The organism is Haliscomenobacter sp. (genome assembly GCF_040403615.1).
Lineage (GTDB): Bacteria > Bacteroidota > Bacteroidia > Chitinophagales > Saprospiraceae > Haliscomenobacter.
This window is the reverse complement of sequence record NZ_JBBAKG010000027.1, coordinates 23,104-41,206: the sequence shown is the minus strand read 5'-3', so window position 1 is coordinate 41,206 and position 18,103 is coordinate 23,104. Positions and strand designations below refer to the sequence as shown.

Below are 18,103 nucleotides of genomic sequence, written 5' to 3'. Positions count from 1 at the left end.
AATCGCAAGTTATGAAAACCTGGATTTTAACTACAATGGCCATCGTTTTGGCTGGTAGCCTTGCCGCTCAAGGTGCGTATTACAGCAATTTACAGAGCCAACTGAGCAGCAAATATAACATTTCAGGGGGCGTTTGGTTGCTTCCCAATGATGAAACCCAGGTACTCAACGCCGCTACTGCCTACGGTGGGAGTCTGGGAGGAATAAACACGGTTTCAGGACAGGCGTTTACCAAAACCCGCCAAATGACCGTGCCGAGTGCCGGCGCTGAAAGCTACAGCAGTGGCTTTTTGTGGACGAATAGCCAGCCGATGTCCAAGGGTGAAAAGGGGCTGGCGGTCATCTGGGCGCGTTCTACTACCGCTGAAAAAGGAAGAGTCAACCTGTTTCTGGAACGGGCCAATACGTACGAAAAAGAAATTTTCATTACGGTAGAGATCGCTACCAATTGGCAGCAGTTCATCGTGCCTTTTGATGCCGATTTCAGCTATACCGCCAAACAATTGAACCTGGGTTTTCATACCGGGTACAAAGCGCAAACCATTGAAATTGGCGGGGTTGCTTTGATCAATTTTAGAAATACCTACACCTTGGATCGCTTTCCGATTCAGGCCAACCAAAATTATGCCGGCTCGGAATCCAATGCGCCCTGGCGTGCCGAAGCCGCCCAAAGAATTGAGCAATTCCGCAAGGCCGATCTTAAAATTACCGTCACCAATGCCAAAGGCGAACCCGTAAGCGGGGCAACGGTGAAGGCAGAAATGCTGGAACACGAGTTCAAATTCGGCTCAGCCATCACAGCCAACCGCATTGCAGGCAACCGCGCTCAGGACAACACCTACCAACAAAAAATCATCGACTTTGACGGCAAAGGCCACGGATTCAATGAGGTCGTATTTGAAAACGACCTCAAATGGGACGGCTGGGAACAGACCTGGTCGGTGTCGCACCCCGAGCTGGTCAAAGCAGTATCCTGGCTGGCTGGCCGGGGCATCTCTATTCGAGGCCACAACCTGGTTTGGCCCGGCTGGCAGTTTTTACCTGCCGATTTGAAATCTCGCTCAAACGATTTAAACTACCTCAAGCAGCGCATTAACAATCGATTGACCGAAATCCTGACTTATCCGGGCCTCAAAGGCGTGATCAAAGAATGGGACGTCCTGAATGAAATTACCCAAAATGAAGATCTGGCCAAGGCTTTTGCGGGCAGCCCGGGCTACCCTACTGGTCGTGAAATTTACCTCGACATCATCAAAAAAGCCAAGGAACTGGATCCAAATTTGAAGTTGTACATCAACGAATATTCTACCATCGATCAAGGCAATGTAGCAGGCAACCCGATTTATGAACGCACCAAACAATACCTGAAAGAGATTCAAAATGCGGGAATAAAAATTGACGGCATTGGTTTTCAATCACACATTGGGTCGGGATTGATTTCCTTGTACGATGTCAAAAATACCCTGGACGATTTTTACAACACTTTTGGTGCGCGGGCAAAAATCACCGAATACGACTATGGCAATCTGTTGAGCGACAGCCTGGCCGCGCGCTTTACTGCCGATTACCTCACTATGTGCTTCAGTCACCCTTCAGTGGATGGGTTTTTGAGTTGGGGCTTTTGGAATGGCGCGCATTGGCTCAGCAATGGCCCATACTTTCGACTCGATTGGTCGATGCGGCCAGCGGGTAAAGCCGTAGCGGATTTGTTGTTTGACCAATGGTGGACGAATGCTACAACCTCCACCAACGCCCGTGGGGAAGCTCAAATTCGGGGCTTTAAAGGGAAGTACCGCGTCACGGTCTCTTACAACGGGGTCGTAGGGTATACGGATGTAGTGAATTTGACCCAAAACAGCAACTTGACAGTTGGTTTGCCCACAACGGTAGGGGTGCGTGACCTTGGCAGAGCAGATTTCAACATGCAATTTGTAAACCCTGCACAAGTGGCTTCCGTCATTTCTGTTACTTGTTCGGAAGCGGTTTTGAATGCGCACCTCATCGGACTCGACGGTAGGGTCTTGCTGCAAGTGAACAAACCGGGTGCACGGTTTGATGTTTTAACGCCGTATTTTCCGGGAATGTATTTCTTGCGGGTACAGTTGAAAAGCGGGGCATTGGTAGGGCGGAAGATTTTGGTGAGGTAAGGATACAAAATGCGGAGTAAATAGACTTTACGGTTGCCGAATTTAAAGTGTAATTTCCAGCAAAGTTTAAAACCGCCAACTATTTTGAAAAACATCACCCGCAGTGTTTGGATTCTTTCCCTCGTCAGCTTGTTTACCGACATGGCCAGTGAGATGTTGTACCCCATTATGCCCATTTTTTTGCAATCAATTGGTTTTTCGGTACTATTGATTGGTATTTTGGAAGGCCTTGCCGAGGCTACCGCAGGCTTGAGCAAGGGGTATTTTGGCCAACAATCGGATTTGATGGGGCGGCGGGTGCCATTCGTACAATTGGGTTATGGCCTCAGCGCTTTAACCAAACCCTTGATGGCCTTGTTTTTTCACCCTTTGTGGATTTTCAGCCTGCGTACCCTGGACAGGCTGGGCAAAGGCATCCGAACCGGAGCCAGGGATGCCCTTTTATCCGATGAAGCTACTCCAGCGACCAAAGCGCAGGTGTTTGGATTTCACCGTTCGATGGATACCACCGGGGCAGTTTTGGGGCCGGCGCTGGCCTTGTTGTTTTTGTATTTTTATCCCGGACAGTACCGACTCCTGTTTGTCTTGGCTTTTTTTCCAGGGCTTTTGGCCATTTTGGCTACACTTTATTTGAAAGAGAAAAAACAGGAACGCCCCGTGGAAGCAGCTACAATTCGATCGCCTTTTTCGTACTTCGGGTATTGGCGCAAAAGTAATCCAGAATACCGCCAACTTGTTGCGGGGTTATTGATTTTTGCCCTGTTCAACAGTTCGGATGTATTGCTGTTGCTCAAAGTAAAACAATCCGGGCTTGACGATACCGTCGTGATTGGCATTTACATTTTTTACAACCTGGTTTACGCCCTTTTTGCTTACCCTTTGGGCATTCTGGCCGACAGATGGGGCAAGCGCAATATTTTCATTATGGGGCTTTTGATCTTCGCGGGGGTGTACATTGTCATTGCTTTTACCAATAACCTCTACGTTTACCTCGGGCTTTTTTTACTTTACGGCTTGTATGCTGCCGCTACAGAAGGAATCTCCAAAGCCTGGATCAGTGGGGTGAGTGCCAAAACCGAAACGGCTACTGCAATCGGATTGTACGCAAGTTTGCAAAGCCTTTGCAGCATGTTGGCCAGCGCGTTGGCGGGGCTGATTTGGTGGAAGTATGGAGCAGGTGCCACGTTTTTGTTGTCAGGAACGGTTGTGCTGATCGTCGCAGGGTATTTCAGATTTGCGGTGCAAAAAAATGAAATCGATCACTCCTGAACAATAATTTGGAGATTCGAGCAAGCCGTTTTTTAAAATCAGCTATTCAAGATCATGCACTAAATTTTATTTGGAAAATCCTGCGATAACCAAACTTCAATTGCTTGTCAGTTATACTAAGTTACTCATTTATAAAGAGATATCGGAAAAAAAATTTAAAAAAACATCTACCATTCTGGAACATTCATCGGACTTTTCTTGTATTTCATCTATAAACTGAGAAAACTTTGGAAACTTTAAAGCCTTTTTGAGTTTCCAAAGTTTATTAAGTGTACATTTGCATCAATATGGAAAACAACGAAAACAAGGACACGAGGAAGCAAATCATGCGCAGGGCTGAGTCACTCTTTATGCGTTTTGGCATCAAGAGTGTCAGCATGGATGATGTTGCCCGTGAATTGGGGCTCTCCAAAAAAACCTTGTACCAGTTTTTTGAGAACAAAGAAGATTTAATCCTGAAAACCATCGAAAGCCACCTCCAAGAGGAGATGTGCGACATGGATTTGATTCATTCCAACGCTGAAAATGCCCTGCAAGAGATCATGTTGCTGGCCAGACACATCATCGGCCAGTTTCAGGAACTTTCGCCCAGCGTTGTATACGACCTCAAAAAATACTACCCCGAAGCCTGGACTCAGATGGATAAAATGCAACGAGAGCATGTGTACCAATCCATTCTGGACAACCTCAAGCGGGGCATCACGGAAGGGGATTACCGCAACGATCTCAATCCTGAAATTATGGCTCGCCTACACGTAGGCAGTCTTTATTTGCCTATTGATCAATCACTTTTCCCGGTGCGGGAGTTTCAACCCGACCAGGTTTTTAAGGAATACATCTATCACTTTGTGCGGGGGGTAGCCTCCGAGCAAGGTTTGGATAAAATGACCAAATACCTCCATGAAGCCAAACAAGCAATCAGAGGTTAGTCAAACGTGTACCCCAAGATTTAAACACAAACTACTTTATCCACGATTCATCGTGTTTTTGCAACCCACGATTCATCGTGTTATCGCAACCCACGATTTAAATCGTGGGCTAAACAAACCGACTACTGCCATGAGTTATTATGAAGGATTCCTAAATTCACTCCGCGTGGCTGCGGTACTGCTGCTTTGCACACTCACCAGTACCCTCTTTGCACAAAGCGCTTTGTCTGTCAAAGAAAGTGTTCAATTTGCACTGAAAAACAGCCCAATTTTGCAAAAAGCAAAACTTGAAACCCGCAAATCTTTGGAGCAAGTACGCGAATACAAAAGCTCCGGTCTGCCACAGGTAAGTGGTAACGTTCGATTTACGTACAATGCCAAATTGCCTACGCAACTCATTCCCAACTTTTTTCAGGGCAAACCAGATGAACTCATTCCAGTTCAATTCGGTACTTCCCTCAACACGGTGGTGGGAGCCGAAGTTGATCAATTGTTGTACAGTCAACAATACTGGGTGGGCATCAAAGCGGTCAAAGCCCTGGGCAACTTCAACAACACGGTAGAGCTCAAAACCGAAGAGGACGTGGCGCACAATGTGGTGAAGCTCTATTACCAGGTGCAAACCATTTCCAAGCAAAGTGAACTGATCGCGGCCAATATTCAACAGGTATCTGGATTGCTCAAGGCAACGGATTTGCAATACAAAAACGGCCTGGCCAAAAAAGTAGATGTGGATCAATTGCGGGTAAACCTGATTACGCTTGAGACCCAGTTGCAAAACATCAACCTCAACTACGAGCAGGGCTTGCAATCCTTGAAGTTTGCCATGAATATGCCTCAAGAAACACAACTGACCCTGAGCGATACACTCAGTGAAGTGGTGATGCCCAGCATTGATCCAAGTTATCTGGAACCAGCTTATCAAAACAAACTGGATCTAACCCTGCTCGATCAGCAAACCTCCCTACAGCAACTCAATGCTGACCAATTTCGGGCAACTTATTGGCCTACCCTGCGTGCCTTTGCCAACTACAACTTTCAAGGCCAAGGCAACGGATTTGGCGCTCTGGGCAAAAACGACAACTGGTTCAGTTATTCCGCACTGGGTTTGAGCATCAATGTTCCAATCTTTGACGGTTTTTACAAAAAGAGTAAGATCGAGCAAGTCAACATCGACATGTTGAAAATCGTGGAAGACCGCAAGCAAACCATGCAATCCTTACAGCTTCAACACAGTCAGGCCAAACAGCAGCTACTCAGTTACTGGAATACCTTGAACGCTTTGCGCGAAAACCGCAAGGTTGCCGAAGAAGTCTTTGTAGTGACCCAAAAGCGCTACAAAGAAGGGCTGGCCAGCGTAACCGAAGTATTGGTTGCCGAAAGAACCATGCGCGAGGTTCAATCCAATCTGCTGTCCAACCTGCTGCAATTCCAATTGGCTAAGGTAGATCTGGATTATGCCAATGGCAAAACCCGCGAATTGTACAAGTAACAACATCTTCATTCTGATAACCCTTTAATCAAACATACCGCAATGAAAAATATCATTGGCATTATCATTACACTCATTGTTGTTGGCGGTCTTACGGCTGCGGCTTTCTGGCAATTGGGCCAGAACAAGAAAAAAATTGAAACGGACGGCAAACTGACCCAAGTACGCAATACCGAGATTCCGGTTAAAATTGTTACCCTTGGCACGCAAACCATTCAAGGTGGCTTTGAGATAAGTGGCACCTTCCAACCCTATAAACACTTATCCGTAATGAGTGAAGCCCAGGGGCGCATCACTCAGCTCAATGTCAAAGACGGTGGGTTCGTAGCGGAAGGCGCGGTAGTGCTGGCTGTAGACAATGACTTGCTGAAAAATCAGCTCGAATTGGCCCGCATCAACCTCAAAAAAGCGGAGAATGATGTAACCCGTCTCAAGAATTTGCTCGGCGATGGAGGGGTAACCCAGCAGCAAGTAGACGATGTTCAAAATGGCATCGACAACATCAAGATCAATATCCGCAACCTGGAGAAGCAGATCAGCATGACTTATGTGAAAGCGCCTATTTCAGGTACAGTTTCCGGGAAAACGGTAGAAAAAGGAGCTTTCCTTGCGCCTGCAATGAAGATCATGGACATCATCGACGTTCGGCGCTTGAAAATGGCCGCTTACCTGACCGATGCGGAAGTACTCCAGATCAAGAAAGGCCAACGCGTAGAATTGCATACCGAAGTTTACCCCAACAAAAATTTTGTAGGGTTAGTAAACCTGATCGACGTACAAGCCGACAACGCACAGCGCTTTTTGGTGGAAGTAGAATTGGACAACCCCGCTTCTACCCCCTTGAAAGCCGGAATGGATGGAGTAGCAGAATTCAATACGGGACGCTCAGTAACCATTTTGGCTTTGCCTCGCAAATGCATCGTCGGTAGTTCACGCGACGCCAAGGTGTTTGTAGTAGAAAATGGTGTAGCCAAGTTGCGCCCAATTCAGTTGGGTTCGATTTACGACGATTTTGCAGCGGTGCTTTCTGGCCTCAAGCTGGGGGAAGTAGTAGTGAGTTCTGGCCAGATCAACCTGGAAGACAACATGAAGGTGAAAGTTGAAGAATAAATAATTAATCCGTAGAGACGCGATAAATCCAGTTAGACTCGAGGCATCGCGTCTCTACAGAACCCAACGAAAAATGACACTAACCGAAATCGCCATCAAACGACCCTCGCTCATCATCGTGTTTTTTGCGGTGTTGACCTTTTTGGGGATTGTTTCTTATACTTTTTTGAGCTACGAGCTCATTCCCAAATTCAATGCACCTTTGGTATTGGTCAACACCATTTACCCTGGAGCATCTCCTTCCGAGGTAGAAAACTCTTTGACCAAACCTCTTGAAGACGCCGTTTCAGGTGTTGAAGGCATCGTTTCGATCCGCTCTACTTCTTTTGAAGGACTGTCTACAGTGATCATTGAATTCAAGAGTGGTACTGTAATTGACGTTGCTTTGCAGGATGTGCAACGCAAAATCAATGCTGTAAAATCAACGCTTCCCGATGATGCAAAAGATCCGGCGTTGACCAAATTCAGTTCTGATGATTTCCCGATCATCAGTTTGGCTGTCAACACCAATCTGCCAGAAGGGGAGCAGTACGATTTGATCAAACAACGGATCAAGCCCTCGCTTTCGCAAATTGACGGCGTTGGTCAGGTTAACCTGATTGGTGGACAAGAACGGGAGATCAAAGTACAGGTCAACCGCGAGAAACTGGAAAACCAGGGTCTGGCGTTACAAAACCTGGTACTTGCCGTACAAGCTGCCAACCTCGAATTCCCTACGGGAAAAATCAAATCTGAAAAGGAACAAATTACGGTACGCCTTGCAGGTAAGTTCCTTTCCCTGGAAGATGTCAAAGATGTAACCGTTGGAACCTCCAATACCGGCACCTTGATCAAACTCAAGGACGTAGCGGATATTTCCGATAACCTGAAAGAAACCACTGAACTCGCGCGCTTGAATGGCAAATCGGCCATTTTTATGTCTTTGCTCAAGCAACCCGAGGCCAACGCAGTGGCGGTTTCAGATGGCGTGAAACTAAAAATTGCCGAGCTGGAAAAAACTTTCGAACGCCAGGGCGTGAAATTCAATCTCGCCAACGACTCTACCAATTTTACCCGCGATGCCGTAGACGCGGTAATGCACGATATCTCCTTTGCCATTGTTTTGGTGGCCTTGGTGATGCTGGTCTTTTTGCACAGTTTACGCAACTCCTTGATCGTCATGGTGGCCATCCCAACATCCTTGGTCACGACCTTTATCGGGATGTACGTTCTGGGCTTTACGCTCAACCTGATGACGCTTTTGGCCATGTCTTTGGTGATTGGTATCCTGGTGGACGACTCGATTGTGGTCTTAGAAAACATCTATCGACACCTGGAGATGGGCAAAAACCGTCGGCAAGCCGCTATTGATGGCCGAAACGAAATCGGGTTTACCGCTCTCGCGATTACCTTGGTCGACGTGGTGGTGTTCTTTCCGATTACCTTGGCGGGTGGCCTGGTGGGTAGCATCATGGGGCAGTTTGCCTGGGTGGTGGTCATTTCCACTTTGATGTCTTTGTTGGTATCCTTTACCATTACACCAATGTTGGCTTCCCGAGTAGCCAAGGTTACCAAATTGAATCCCAAAAATCCGGGGCATATGTTGCTTATTCTGGTAGAGCGTTTTATCGCCTGGATGACCAATGAATATGCACGCTTGCTCAAATTGATTATCAGTCGATGGTGGGGCAGTGTTTTAGTGGTTTTGGGTGCCTTTTTCATTCTCATTTCCTCTTTCGGTTTAATCACCGGAGGATACATCGGCACCGCTTTCTTTTCACCGAGTGACGCTGGTCAATTTATCATCAAGGTTGAATTGCCTAAGGATGGCACCTTGAAAGAAACGAACCTAGCCGTGAAGAAAATTGAAGATTACCTCTCGGAAAAACGGGAGATCACGGATATTTACAGCACCATCGGGCGGACGTCCAGCATATTGGGCGGCCAAGCTACTCCTTACCTAGCGGAGATCAACGTAAAGATGGTACCCAAGGAAGAACGGGATATAAGAGCAGATAAGTACGCACAATTGCTCCGCAACGACCTGGAAAGAGATTTACCCGGGGTGAAAGTTGAAACTGCTCAGGTAAGCTTCGTAGGGGGTGGTGCCGATGAAGCACCGATCCAATTCATAGTAGGGGCTACCGATCTTGATGTTGCGATGAACTATGCCAACAAATTGCTGGCCATCTTCAAAGGTGTTCCAGGTACATTGGCCTCCGAAATCTCGGTAGAAGAAGGAAACCCGGAAATCAAAGTAGACATCGACCGCCAGCGCATGGCCGAGTTGGGACTCAACATCCAAACGGTCGGTGCAACGATGCAAACGGCGTTCAGTGGCAACACCAATGCCAAATACCGCGATGGCGCATACGAATACGACATCAACATCGGCATTGATGATTTCGACAAACAGAACATCGATGACGTGTCTCAGATTGGCTTCAAAAATCAGGGCGGAGAATTGGTTCGCCTGGAACAATTTGCCAAAATTTACCAATCAACTGGGCCTTCCAGATTGGAACGCAAAGACCGCATCTCCTCGGTTACTGTAAAATCCTACGCTTTGGGACGACCTGCGGGTACGATTGGCGCAGATATTCAGGCCAAAATGGCACTGGATCCACCTCCTCCAGGAGTAACCATTGCGCTTGAAGGAGACCTCAAGCAACAAGCCGAAGGTTTTGGTAGCTTGTTTATCGCCATGGCCGCCGCGCTTTTGTTCATGTACTTGATCATGGTGGCTTTGTACGACAACTGGATTTATCCTTTAGTCGTGATGTTTTCGATTCCGGTGGCAATGGTGGGTGCATTCCTGGCCATGGCCTTGACCATGCAAACGATGGATCTTTTTGCCATGGTAGGTTTGATCATGTTGATTGGTTTGGTGGCCAAAAACGCCATCTTGCTGGTCGATTTTACCAATCAAATGAAAGCCGAAGGCCATACTTACAAGGAAGCCTTGGTGTTGGCGGGACGTACCCGTCTGCGCCCAATCCTGATGACCACCATTGCGATGGTAGCAGGTATGCTCCCAATCGCATTGGCCAAAGGTGCTGGGGCAGAATGGAAAAACGCCCTGGCCTGGGCCTTGGTGGGTGGTTTGACCAGCTCCATGTTGCTGACCCTGGTGGTGATTCCTGCTGTTTATTCCATCGTCGATCGCATTGGCTTGTTTTTTACCCGCAGCAAAGGGAATGGAGGCAACAATGCTGAAAGCAACAGTAAAGTTGAAGTCTTGGATTCAGAATTGATTGCCTAGGGTTTATAGAAAGTTATATAAATGCAATGCTTGATTGGGCTTTAGCCCAAAGATGCCGCCCTTTGCGCAAGCGAGGGGCGGTTTTTTATTATCACCCGCGCTTTATCTTTTGAAGCTGAACATTTTTGTCGCAGTGTAAGGATTCGGTGCTCGTTCATCATAACAGACCCAATAAAGACGATCGTTGGTGGAAAAACTCTGAATTGTTGTAGTGGACATAGGAAGCCATCCTTCGTGAGACCATAGGTCTTTTTGAGGATCATAACTCCAATAATCAGGCCCCGCAAAAACAGTGAAAAAATTGTAATCCCCATACATGCCCCCGCCGCAGTAAATTTTCTTGTCTACGGCACCATGCCAAAAATAATACCTTCCTTCGCCCGGGTAATCGGCCCTTTTTTCCCACCGGTCTTGAGCTACATTATAGCTCCAGAACAAATTTTGCCTTTTAACTGTCTGGAGAGCAAATACCTGGTCGCCAATGGTGAAGATGTAAGGAACCTTTAGGTCTCCTCCATCGGGGTCAAAAAAGGGAAGTTCATTCAATTTCTTGATACTGCGTTTGGCAGGATTCAATTCCCATAAATTCAAACCATCGCTACTGTAGGCTCCAATGTATATCACTCCAGAAATCGTAAAATTAAACAAGCGACCATACAAGCTAATCGGAACGTTATCGATCAAGGGTTTTACCTCAAATGTTTCGGGGTCAAAAGAGTGCAATGTGGAAGGTATAGAGGGATTGAAAAAATAAAAATATTGGTCATCGCTTGCGATGGCGAAAAAATCTTGAACTGGTAGATCAAACCAAAGGTTGGTTTCAGTATCAAATTTCAAGAGTTTTTTGTTTTGAGAAAGAAAATACACCTTAGAGCCTTTGGTCAAATAAACAGCACGATTGATCCCCGCTCCAATCAACTGGGGAAAACCATGTGTTTGAAATTCTTGAATTTTGGCACCCTTGCTTACCATCTCCTTCGCATTCGAATAAATGACCTTCGATTTTGTCTTGACGTAAAACCGGATGTAGTATTTATTTCCAGGAAAGAGAAATCGATCTAATTGCAATTTGATGTTTTCACCTGTTCGAAGGCCTCCCCCATTCGGCAATTTTGCATTGGGACCTAAGGGATAAGCGGGAATCGTATTGCTCGGTAGCCAGGCAACGCCTCGCTCCAGAACTTCTTCTTTACCGATTCCAATTACTTTTGCAGAGACTTCAACACCTTCAGAGGTTTCTTCCGGTAGGGACATCAACTCCACAATTGGATTGGACTCAAGCTCGTTGATTGCCTTTTCACAGTTTGAACACAGCAGGATTGTAAAAAAAGGAAGAAATAAAATATTAACCTTCATGGCGTCCAGTTTAGATTATTTTCCAAAGCCAAGCCCAAATGCAAGGCGGAGATGACTGGTATACAGATCTTTTTGCAGGAAATATAGATACTGTAGACTTATGTCGATACTCGTTTTGGGGGACAGTGGATGGTTGAGCGCAAGCACAGTACTTAATCCGAAGTCTGTCTCATAGCCTAGTTCTACCGGCGTGAATTGTAATTCATCGATTCCTTCTTGAATCTGGACAATCCTGTATTTCCGAACTTGAGCAGCCAGGCGCTGTCGAAACACAAAGCCCCCTCTAAAAAAAGTATACCAGTGTTTTTGAACACTGATTGGGGGCAGTTGTGCTGTGGCCAGCAGGGGGAGTTCTAGGTAAGATGATTTTATCGACAAGCCCGATCGGATTCCCGCTAGATTTGATCCTGAGGTGAAAGCCTGATCATCTGAAAACAATGCCAGCGAAGTCCACAAAGAAAAGTTGTTGGTAGTACCAAAAGGGATCTCCGTCCACGCTCCCAATTGAAAACGTTGACCATAAGCTTTATTGGCTTCACCCGCAAAGCTGCTCCCCATGATTTTATTTAAATTGACACCATGGTTGTTGTACCCTACGGTTATGCCTGTTTTTAAATGAGAAAAGGTTTTTGTTGAGTTTTTTGCAACATGGCCAAGGTATCGATCGATGCTGTTGCTTTTTAAAAGCACCTGGGAGAGAAAATCTTTAGAGTACACACTACTTGCTGATAACTTTTCGAGAATTGATCTGTAATTGTTTTGATCCAATAATACCGGACTTAAAGTATCTTCTCGGATGAACAGTGCTGGAGGATCGCTGATCGTTTTTGCCAATTTTACCGATCCAAATTTATTTTGAATGCGTACGATCTTGGATTGATTCTCCGCCAAAGGCCATACTTCAAATTGGATTTGTTCTTTTAACAGCGTAAAACTTTTTAATTTGGTAACGTCAAATTGCAGTGTGGTGTCTTTTCCCGTGCCAAGCGGTTTGAAACGGATAAAATCCGCATTGTATTCAAAAACGATTCCCCGGCGAAGATAAGGAGTATCCACACTGACAATTAAAGCTCCAATTGGAGCAGCGCGTTGGCCTTGGCCTTTTGTAATCAAGGGCAACAGCAGGCAAAAGAGGGTCAATTGAAAAAACTGGCGCATATTTGGGGTATTTGCAAACGCGGGATTTACGCTCACAAAGATGCAAAAGAAAATTTATGCTGTCAATGGTCAGTAATCAATTGACATTATCTTCCAAATTTGTCCCATTTCAATTCAAATTCAAATCGATGAACAGACCAAAATACTTTGCTGCACTCCATTTTTTGAGTATTATTGTTGCAAAGATACTCTACTATGTTGCAGCTATTTTCAGACAAAAATGTCTACACCCTCCACAAATGGTTTGGATTAATCAGCGGTTTGTTTTTGCTGATGTTGAGCTTAACCGGAATCATACTATTGTACGATGAGTCTTTGGATCGAATGTTCAATCCTGGCTTGACTCAAGTTGCTCCTGCTGGAGAACGCCTTAGTGCAGATTCATTGCTGAATGTGGTGAAAAAAGAATTCCCCACTGCCAAAATAGGTGGCCTATTGCTGCAAACCCAACATCCCAATTGGGCCACAGTAGCGGATATTTCTGAGGGTAAAAAGCGGCTTTTGGTGCACCAAAATCCATACACAGGTGCCATTTTGGGCAGCCGCGAACGAGAGAAAACCCTGCACCGCCAGATCCTCATGATCCACGAACACCTGACCATTGGCCCTTGGGGGCATTTCATTTTGTTCATTGTTGGGTTGTGCTTCATTGGTTTGGTACTGACCGGATTGTGGTATTACCGCCGTTCGTTGTTTGGAGTATACAAAGTGGGTGTACGCAAGACCAACACCTACATCTACAATGCCGATTTGCACAAATTGACGGGCGTTAGCATCTTCCTCTTCTTGCTGGTTATGGGCGGAACCGGGACTTTTATGCACTGGGAAAAAGTAGAAAGACTGTTTGGCGAAGAGGAAGGAGAACGCCGTCAACCTAAGGCGCCAGTTATGGCTCCAGAAACAAAAGCAACTGCTTCAATTGAAGCTTATACACTGGAAACCTTGATTCAAAAGGCCAGCACTGAAGTCCCTAATTTTGTGCCACAGTTTGTGGCCATGCCCCGCGAACCACAAGACCCCATTGCCATTCGCGGTTCTCGCCCCGAAAGCAAACGCATTTTGGGTAAATTCAATACCGAGGTTTCATTCGATTCCAGCAACGGAAAACTCCTTGAGGTAAAACACAAAGAGGACGCGGAATTGGAAGCCAACCTGGAAGCCAGCATCGAGCAGATCCACTTCGGGAAATACGGTGGCTGGATCAGTCAACTGATTTATGGACTGGGCAGTTTGGGTCTGGCGATCATGGCGTTTACAGGGTACGTGATTTGGTTGAGAAAGGGCAATAAAAACTAAATTTTCGTCCAATGAACAGCTACAAGCATCTCGTCTATCTCCTTTTTTGGGTATGTGCTTCACCGTTTTCTCAAGCCCAAAAGCCTGCTGGAATCAACCTCAGCGGAGTAGTAGACTGGTCTACTGAGTTGGTCTTCACCGATGCGTTCAAGCAGGCCCGCGAATGGACAGTGCACGAAGCCCGTGATGGAGCACCTTGGGACAGTGGGGTTTCCATCCCCCTCCAAGCCAATGGATTCCCACAGGAAATTCCGTACAGCAATGGCACTCAAGCTCCACAGGCCGTAAGAGCGTTACTGCTTTGGGATTTGCAAGGATATTACCCGAGTGGCAAATACCGCTTGATGGTGGCTGGTGCCGGAAGGGTGAGGTTATGGGGTGCTGCAAATGGCACCTTCCAATGTCCAGTGGATACGCTCGTAAGCGTGAATGCTGCCAATGGCGGAGTCGTTCTGGAGATTGAAGTTTCGCTACGCAACAACCCCATCAAAGATGTAAAATTCATCTATCCCCAATACGTCAATACCTGGCAAAATCAGACTTTCACCACTGAATTTCTCGATTTTGTCAAAGACTTTCAAACCATCCGCTTCATGGATTGGCTGCGCACCAATGGCTCGGAGGTGAAAACCTGGGCTGATCGCACCCCCTTGAGTCATTATACCCAAACCAAAAACAGCGGGGTAGCCTGGGAATACGTCATTGAATTGTGCAACAAGACCAATAAAAACGCCTGGATCAACATTCCGCATCAAGCCAACGATGAATACATCCGGCAACTGGCCCTTTTGCTCAAAGAAAAACTCAATCCCAACCTGAAAATATACCTGGAATACAGCAACGAGGTATGGAACGGCATTTTTTTCCAACATGCCTATGCGGGCAGCGCGGGGCTGGCGCTTGGCTATAGCGGCGAACCCTGGGGGCGTGCCTGGAAATACACCGCCAAACGTTCGGCTGACTTGTTTTACCATTTTGAAACCGTTTTTGGTCAAAACAGCTCCAGGTTGGTTAAATTGATCCCTTGTTTTGCTGTGAATGATTGGATCACTAATGAACTCCTCACGTATTTCAACGATCCTTTGTACAATCCCAAACGAGTGAAGGCGGATGCCATCGCCATTGCGCCTTACTTTGGAGGCAGTGTGCCCGATCAATTGGTTACCGAAAACGTTGTCAACAGCATCAGTGTGGCTCAAATTGTAGCGCGCATCAAAGCTTCCCTTCCCGAATCCTATGCCTGGATGAATGCACAAAAAGCAATGGCCGACAAGTACGGGCTAAAGTTGTTGGTCTACGAAGGGGGCTCACACGTAGTGGCTACAGGCAACAATGTCAACAACGACGCGCTGACCAATAAACTGATCGCAGCCAACCGAGACGCGGGGCTGCAAGAGTTGTACTGTACATACAGCCAATATTGGTACAATACCGTCAAAGGAGATTTGTTTTGCTTTTTTTCCTCGCATGGCCTGCCTTCCAAATGGGGGAGTTGGGGCTTGAAGGATTACATGGCACAAACCCAGGCACCGAAGTATAAGGCACTAAAAGAGTGCGTATTTTCCGCTACCACAACTAGTGCTCAAAACATTGAACTGTCTGCGGAGGTCTCGGTGTACCCCAATCCTACATTGGATGGTACTTTCGTGATTCGACATGCGTTGAATCAACCTTCTGTGCGTTTGTATGATGCTCAGGGGCGACAAGTGAACGCAAAGTTTACTCACCTGAATGATGGAGAAATCAAGGTGCAATCGAATGCAAAAGGTATGGTTTTTGGAGTGGTGCAGGATGGGCAAAAGACGGGGGTGCTTAAGGTGTTGGTTTTTTAATCATAAGTCTAATCAAGACAATCAAGCTTAAGGTCTTCTAATTCGGCAATTAATTGAAGTAATCTATAATAAATGGAATTATAAATTGTATTAGATTCTACGTATTTAATAATTCCATTCAAAAGATCTCTTTCAAGTCTTTCGTATTCGCTGGATATAAGTGTAATAGAATTCCTTTCTTCATTCAAGTTATTTTTTTTGCAGAGATTATTAATTTCTTTGCTAATCAATCGAAATGATTTTATAGTCAGACCATTTCCAATGTCCTGCTTCCATTTTTCATAGCAACTAAAACCGGATGCAATTCCTTCAGGTATTCTTTTCTCTTCTCCCAGCGGATATTTAGGCTTCTTTATTTCGATTTGTACATTAATTGGAAGTAAGTCTGAACTCGCGTAAGAAGCTATAATTTGATGCCAAAGGTTTGATTGATCAGCGTTAGATTTTTCAAAAAACTTGTTCAACATTGCTTGATTAAGAATAGCGTTGTCTTTTTTGGGGTAAAGAATTTTCTTCAAATAATTTGAAAAACCTTTATTGAGGAACAGAGCTTTCAAACAGTAATTTTGTGAATTAACTTTAGAGGCAGTGGCGTCAAAAACGAACTCAATAAATGGTACTCCCTCAGAACTACCCCTGGCTATCCAGATGTATGGGGGCAAAAACGTATTGATTAAGCTTATTCGTTGTTTAGAGGAATAACCGGACCCCCGTTTCTGTAATTGACCTTTGTAATCATTTGCTTGAATAAGGTAGATGTCCCAAACGATGTCTAGATCAGGATCTGAACCTGGATGTTCATCAGGATCTGATAATTTTTGTAATACTTCTTCAAAAACTTCCGATATTTGTACATAAATGTCTTCAAAAGAAATTCGAATATCTTTATGAATCGGCACAATGATATTTGAAATTACTCCATGGTAGAAGCTTTTTGGTTCTGTTCTTTTTTCCCAACGCAAAATTTTGACATTCCCTTCGTCATCCAAAAAAATTAATTTAGTGAATGGGCCAGTTTGATCATCGTGTGCATAATAAGTGGAAACTAAATCGCTATACGTGTGGAGCTGACCTTCTTTTTTCTTTTTTAAAGAAATAGTATCCATTTCTGGTTCTTCAAAACCAACCATAGTAATCAAGTGCTGACCAGAATTAGATAGTTTGAGACCTACCAATATTGGCAGTTTCATTTTAATATAGGCGTATATTATTTTTTTGATAAGATTATTGTCAAGAGAAGTGTCTGGATTTTCATTAAAAGTGTGCAATAATGCTATCAGTCCAATTCTTTTTATCACCCTGCAAATTTGGCTTAAACTTAAGCCAATATCTTGATGACCACTAGCAATCACACCAGCACGGCGGTTTACGACATTGGGAGCCAGAATTGCAACCCTAAACAACTTATGCAACATATGAATGGCTGTCCATAAAGCAATTGTAGCACAAGCGCTGATTATGCCATCTTGCTCCTGGAATGCTAAGGATTTTATTCTGATCGATTCTCCCAATAATTCCACATCGTAGTCTCTAATTACCCAGGAATCTTGATCAGAAATATGCGTGGGCGGAGATAACAAAATAGTGCCAAATTTGGCTTTTTGAAGTGGTTTAACTGTTGCAAAGCCTTGGTAATTTTTCCGCAAATTGGAGTTTAAAATAGAAGCGGATTTATTGAATAGACTATCATGAGGGGGGAATTCTGATGAGAAAAAATGAATTCTTTTACACAAAAATGAATTTAGATTTGAAGATATGTTACTGCTTTGTGAGAAATCACTCGCAAAAGATCTACTGAAATATTGATTTTCGATCAGTATGGTCTTTATGTTCAATGCAAAACAGAGGTATTCATACAACACCTTGAAATGGAGCTTGTCCTGATCAATATTTTCAACAACATTCCAGTTGCTTTTGAACGCATAGGTAAGATTTTCCTCATTAAAGTCGCAAACTTCAAACAAAGGACTAGAAGGGGGTGTGTTCATTCAGGTATTGCATCAAATGTCTGATCTAAATTAGAAGAATTATTTTTTTTATTTTCTTGAATTTTCTTGATTTTTTCCTTGGCTGTATCAAGAGTACCCCACAGTTCTTTTGAAGTAGCAGCGTCTTTCTTTGGACGAATTCGTTTCCAGAACGGTGATTTCTTTTCTGTTGTCTCGCTCATTATCTAATTGTTTCCGTACTTCATTTCCAACGAAGTACATAGTGGTATGAAAATATAAACGCGAATATACGTTTAAAGATTATTAACAACAAGTATTTGATTA

General features: G+C 44.9%; 12 protein-coding genes. 8 read left to right on the top strand and 4 right to left on the bottom strand.

From position 1 onward, the window contains the following. Positions 1–11 precede the first annotated feature (11 nt). From ABW391_RS10760 to ABW391_RS10735, 6 genes are all read left to right on the top strand, one after another. Positions 12–2,147 (top strand): endo-1,4-beta-xylanase, encoded by a 2,136-nt coding sequence (locus tag ABW391_RS10760; protein WP_353481866.1) that lies wholly within the window; start codon positions 12–14, stop codon positions 2,145–2,147. A gap of 84 nt (positions 2,148–2,231) precedes the next feature. After that, positions 2,232–3,416, top strand: a complete 1,185-nt coding sequence (locus tag ABW391_RS10755) for an MFS transporter (RefSeq protein WP_353481865.1) — start codon at positions 2,232–2,234, stop codon at positions 3,414–3,416. Positions 3,417–3,703: 287 nt separating this feature from the next. Beyond that, a complete protein-coding gene (locus ABW391_RS10750; RefSeq protein WP_353481864.1) occupies positions 3,704–4,345 on the top strand; it encodes a TetR/AcrR family transcriptional regulator in 642 nt (213 codons plus the stop codon). Between the two features lie 130 nt (positions 4,346–4,475). After that, positions 4,476–5,837 (top strand): TolC family protein, encoded by a 1,362-nt coding sequence (locus ABW391_RS10745; protein WP_353481863.1) that lies wholly within the window; start codon positions 4,476–4,478, stop codon positions 5,835–5,837. Positions 5,838–5,879: 42 nt separating this feature from the next. Continuing rightward, the gene (locus ABW391_RS10740; RefSeq protein WP_353481862.1) at positions 5,880–6,947 is read left to right on the top strand and encodes an efflux RND transporter periplasmic adaptor subunit; all 1,068 of its coding nucleotides are present in this window, start codon (positions 5,880–5,882) and stop codon (positions 6,945–6,947) included. A gap of 73 nt (positions 6,948–7,020) precedes the next feature. Beyond that, on the top strand, positions 7,021–10,188 hold the full coding sequence (locus tag ABW391_RS10735; RefSeq protein WP_353481861.1) for an efflux RND transporter permease subunit: 3,168 nt from the start codon (positions 7,021–7,023) through the stop codon (positions 10,186–10,188). Positions 10,189–10,290: 102 nt separating this feature from the next. Here ABW391_RS10735 and ABW391_RS10730 read toward each other — a convergent pair whose 3' ends face one another. Further along, positions 10,291–11,544, bottom strand: coding sequence for a Kelch repeat-containing protein (locus ABW391_RS10730; RefSeq protein WP_353481860.1), 1,254 nt, complete (start codon positions 11,542–11,544; stop codon positions 10,291–10,293). Positions 11,545–11,559: 15 nt separating this feature from the next. After that, positions 11,560–12,702, bottom strand: coding sequence for a hypothetical protein (locus tag ABW391_RS10725; RefSeq protein ID WP_353481859.1), 1,143 nt, complete (start codon positions 12,700–12,702; stop codon positions 11,560–11,562). A gap of 195 nt (positions 12,703–12,897) precedes the next feature. Between ABW391_RS10725 and ABW391_RS10720 the strand changes: the two genes are divergently transcribed. Both ABW391_RS10720 and ABW391_RS10715 read left to right on the top strand, forming a co-directional pair. Next, positions 12,898–13,998 carry a PepSY-associated TM helix domain-containing protein gene (locus ABW391_RS10720; RefSeq protein ID WP_353481858.1) on the top strand — a complete coding sequence of 367 codons (1,101 nt, stop codon included), beginning with the start codon at positions 12,898–12,900 and terminating at the stop codon, positions 13,996–13,998. A gap of 11 nt (positions 13,999–14,009) precedes the next feature. Then, entirely contained in the window at positions 14,010–15,830 is a 1,821-nt protein-coding gene (locus ABW391_RS10715) for a T9SS type A sorting domain-containing protein (RefSeq protein ID WP_353481857.1), read from the top strand. Positions 15,831–15,838: 8 nt separating this feature from the next. Here the strand turns inward: ABW391_RS10715 and ABW391_RS10710 are convergent, their stop codons facing one another. Together ABW391_RS10710 and ABW391_RS10705 are read right to left on the bottom strand one after the other, a co-directional pair. Continuing rightward, a complete protein-coding gene (locus tag ABW391_RS10710) occupies positions 15,839–17,818 on the bottom strand; it encodes a hypothetical protein (RefSeq protein WP_353481856.1) in 1,980 nt (659 codons plus the stop codon). After that, a complete protein-coding gene (locus ABW391_RS10705; protein WP_353481855.1) occupies positions 17,815–18,000 on the bottom strand; it encodes a hypothetical protein in 186 nt (61 codons plus the stop codon). The genes ABW391_RS10710 and ABW391_RS10705 overlap by 4 nt, the downstream gene beginning before the upstream one ends. Positions 18,001–18,103 lie beyond the last annotated feature (103 nt).

Excerpts from the sequence above, each read along its gene's own strand:
- ABW391_RS10715 (WP_353481857.1), top strand. The coding sequence starts at position 14,010 with ATGAACAGCTACAAGCATCTCGTCTATCTCCTTTTTTGGGTATGTGCT.
- ABW391_RS10720 (WP_353481858.1), top strand. The coding sequence starts at position 12,898 with ATGTTGCAGCTATTTTCAGACAAAAATGTCTACACCCTCCACAAATGG.
- ABW391_RS10745 (WP_353481863.1), top strand. The coding sequence starts at position 4,476 with ATGAGTTATTATGAAGGATTCCTAAATTCACTCCGCGTGGCTGCGGTA.
- ABW391_RS10760 (WP_353481866.1), top strand. The coding sequence starts at position 12 with ATGAAAACCTGGATTTTAACTACAATGGCCATCGTTTTGGCTGGTAGC.
- ABW391_RS10705 (WP_353481855.1), bottom strand. The coding sequence starts at position 18,000 with ATGAGCGAGACAACAGAAAAGAAATCACCGTTCTGGAAACGAATTCGT.
- ABW391_RS10725 (WP_353481859.1), bottom strand. The coding sequence starts at position 12,702 with ATGCGCCAGTTTTTTCAATTGACCCTCTTTTGCCTGCTGTTGCCCTTG.
- ABW391_RS10750 (WP_353481864.1), top strand. The coding sequence starts at position 3,704 with ATGGAAAACAACGAAAACAAGGACACGAGGAAGCAAATCATGCGCAGG.
- ABW391_RS10740 (WP_353481862.1), top strand. The coding sequence starts at position 5,880 with ATGAAAAATATCATTGGCATTATCATTACACTCATTGTTGTTGGCGGT.
- ABW391_RS10735 (WP_353481861.1), top strand. The coding sequence starts at position 7,021 with ATGACACTAACCGAAATCGCCATCAAACGACCCTCGCTCATCATCGTG.
- ABW391_RS10730 (WP_353481860.1), bottom strand. The coding sequence starts at position 11,544 with ATGAAGGTTAATATTTTATTTCTTCCTTTTTTTACAATCCTGCTGTGT.
- ABW391_RS10710 (WP_353481856.1), bottom strand. The coding sequence starts at position 17,818 with ATGAACACACCCCCTTCTAGTCCTTTGTTTGAAGTTTGCGACTTTAAT.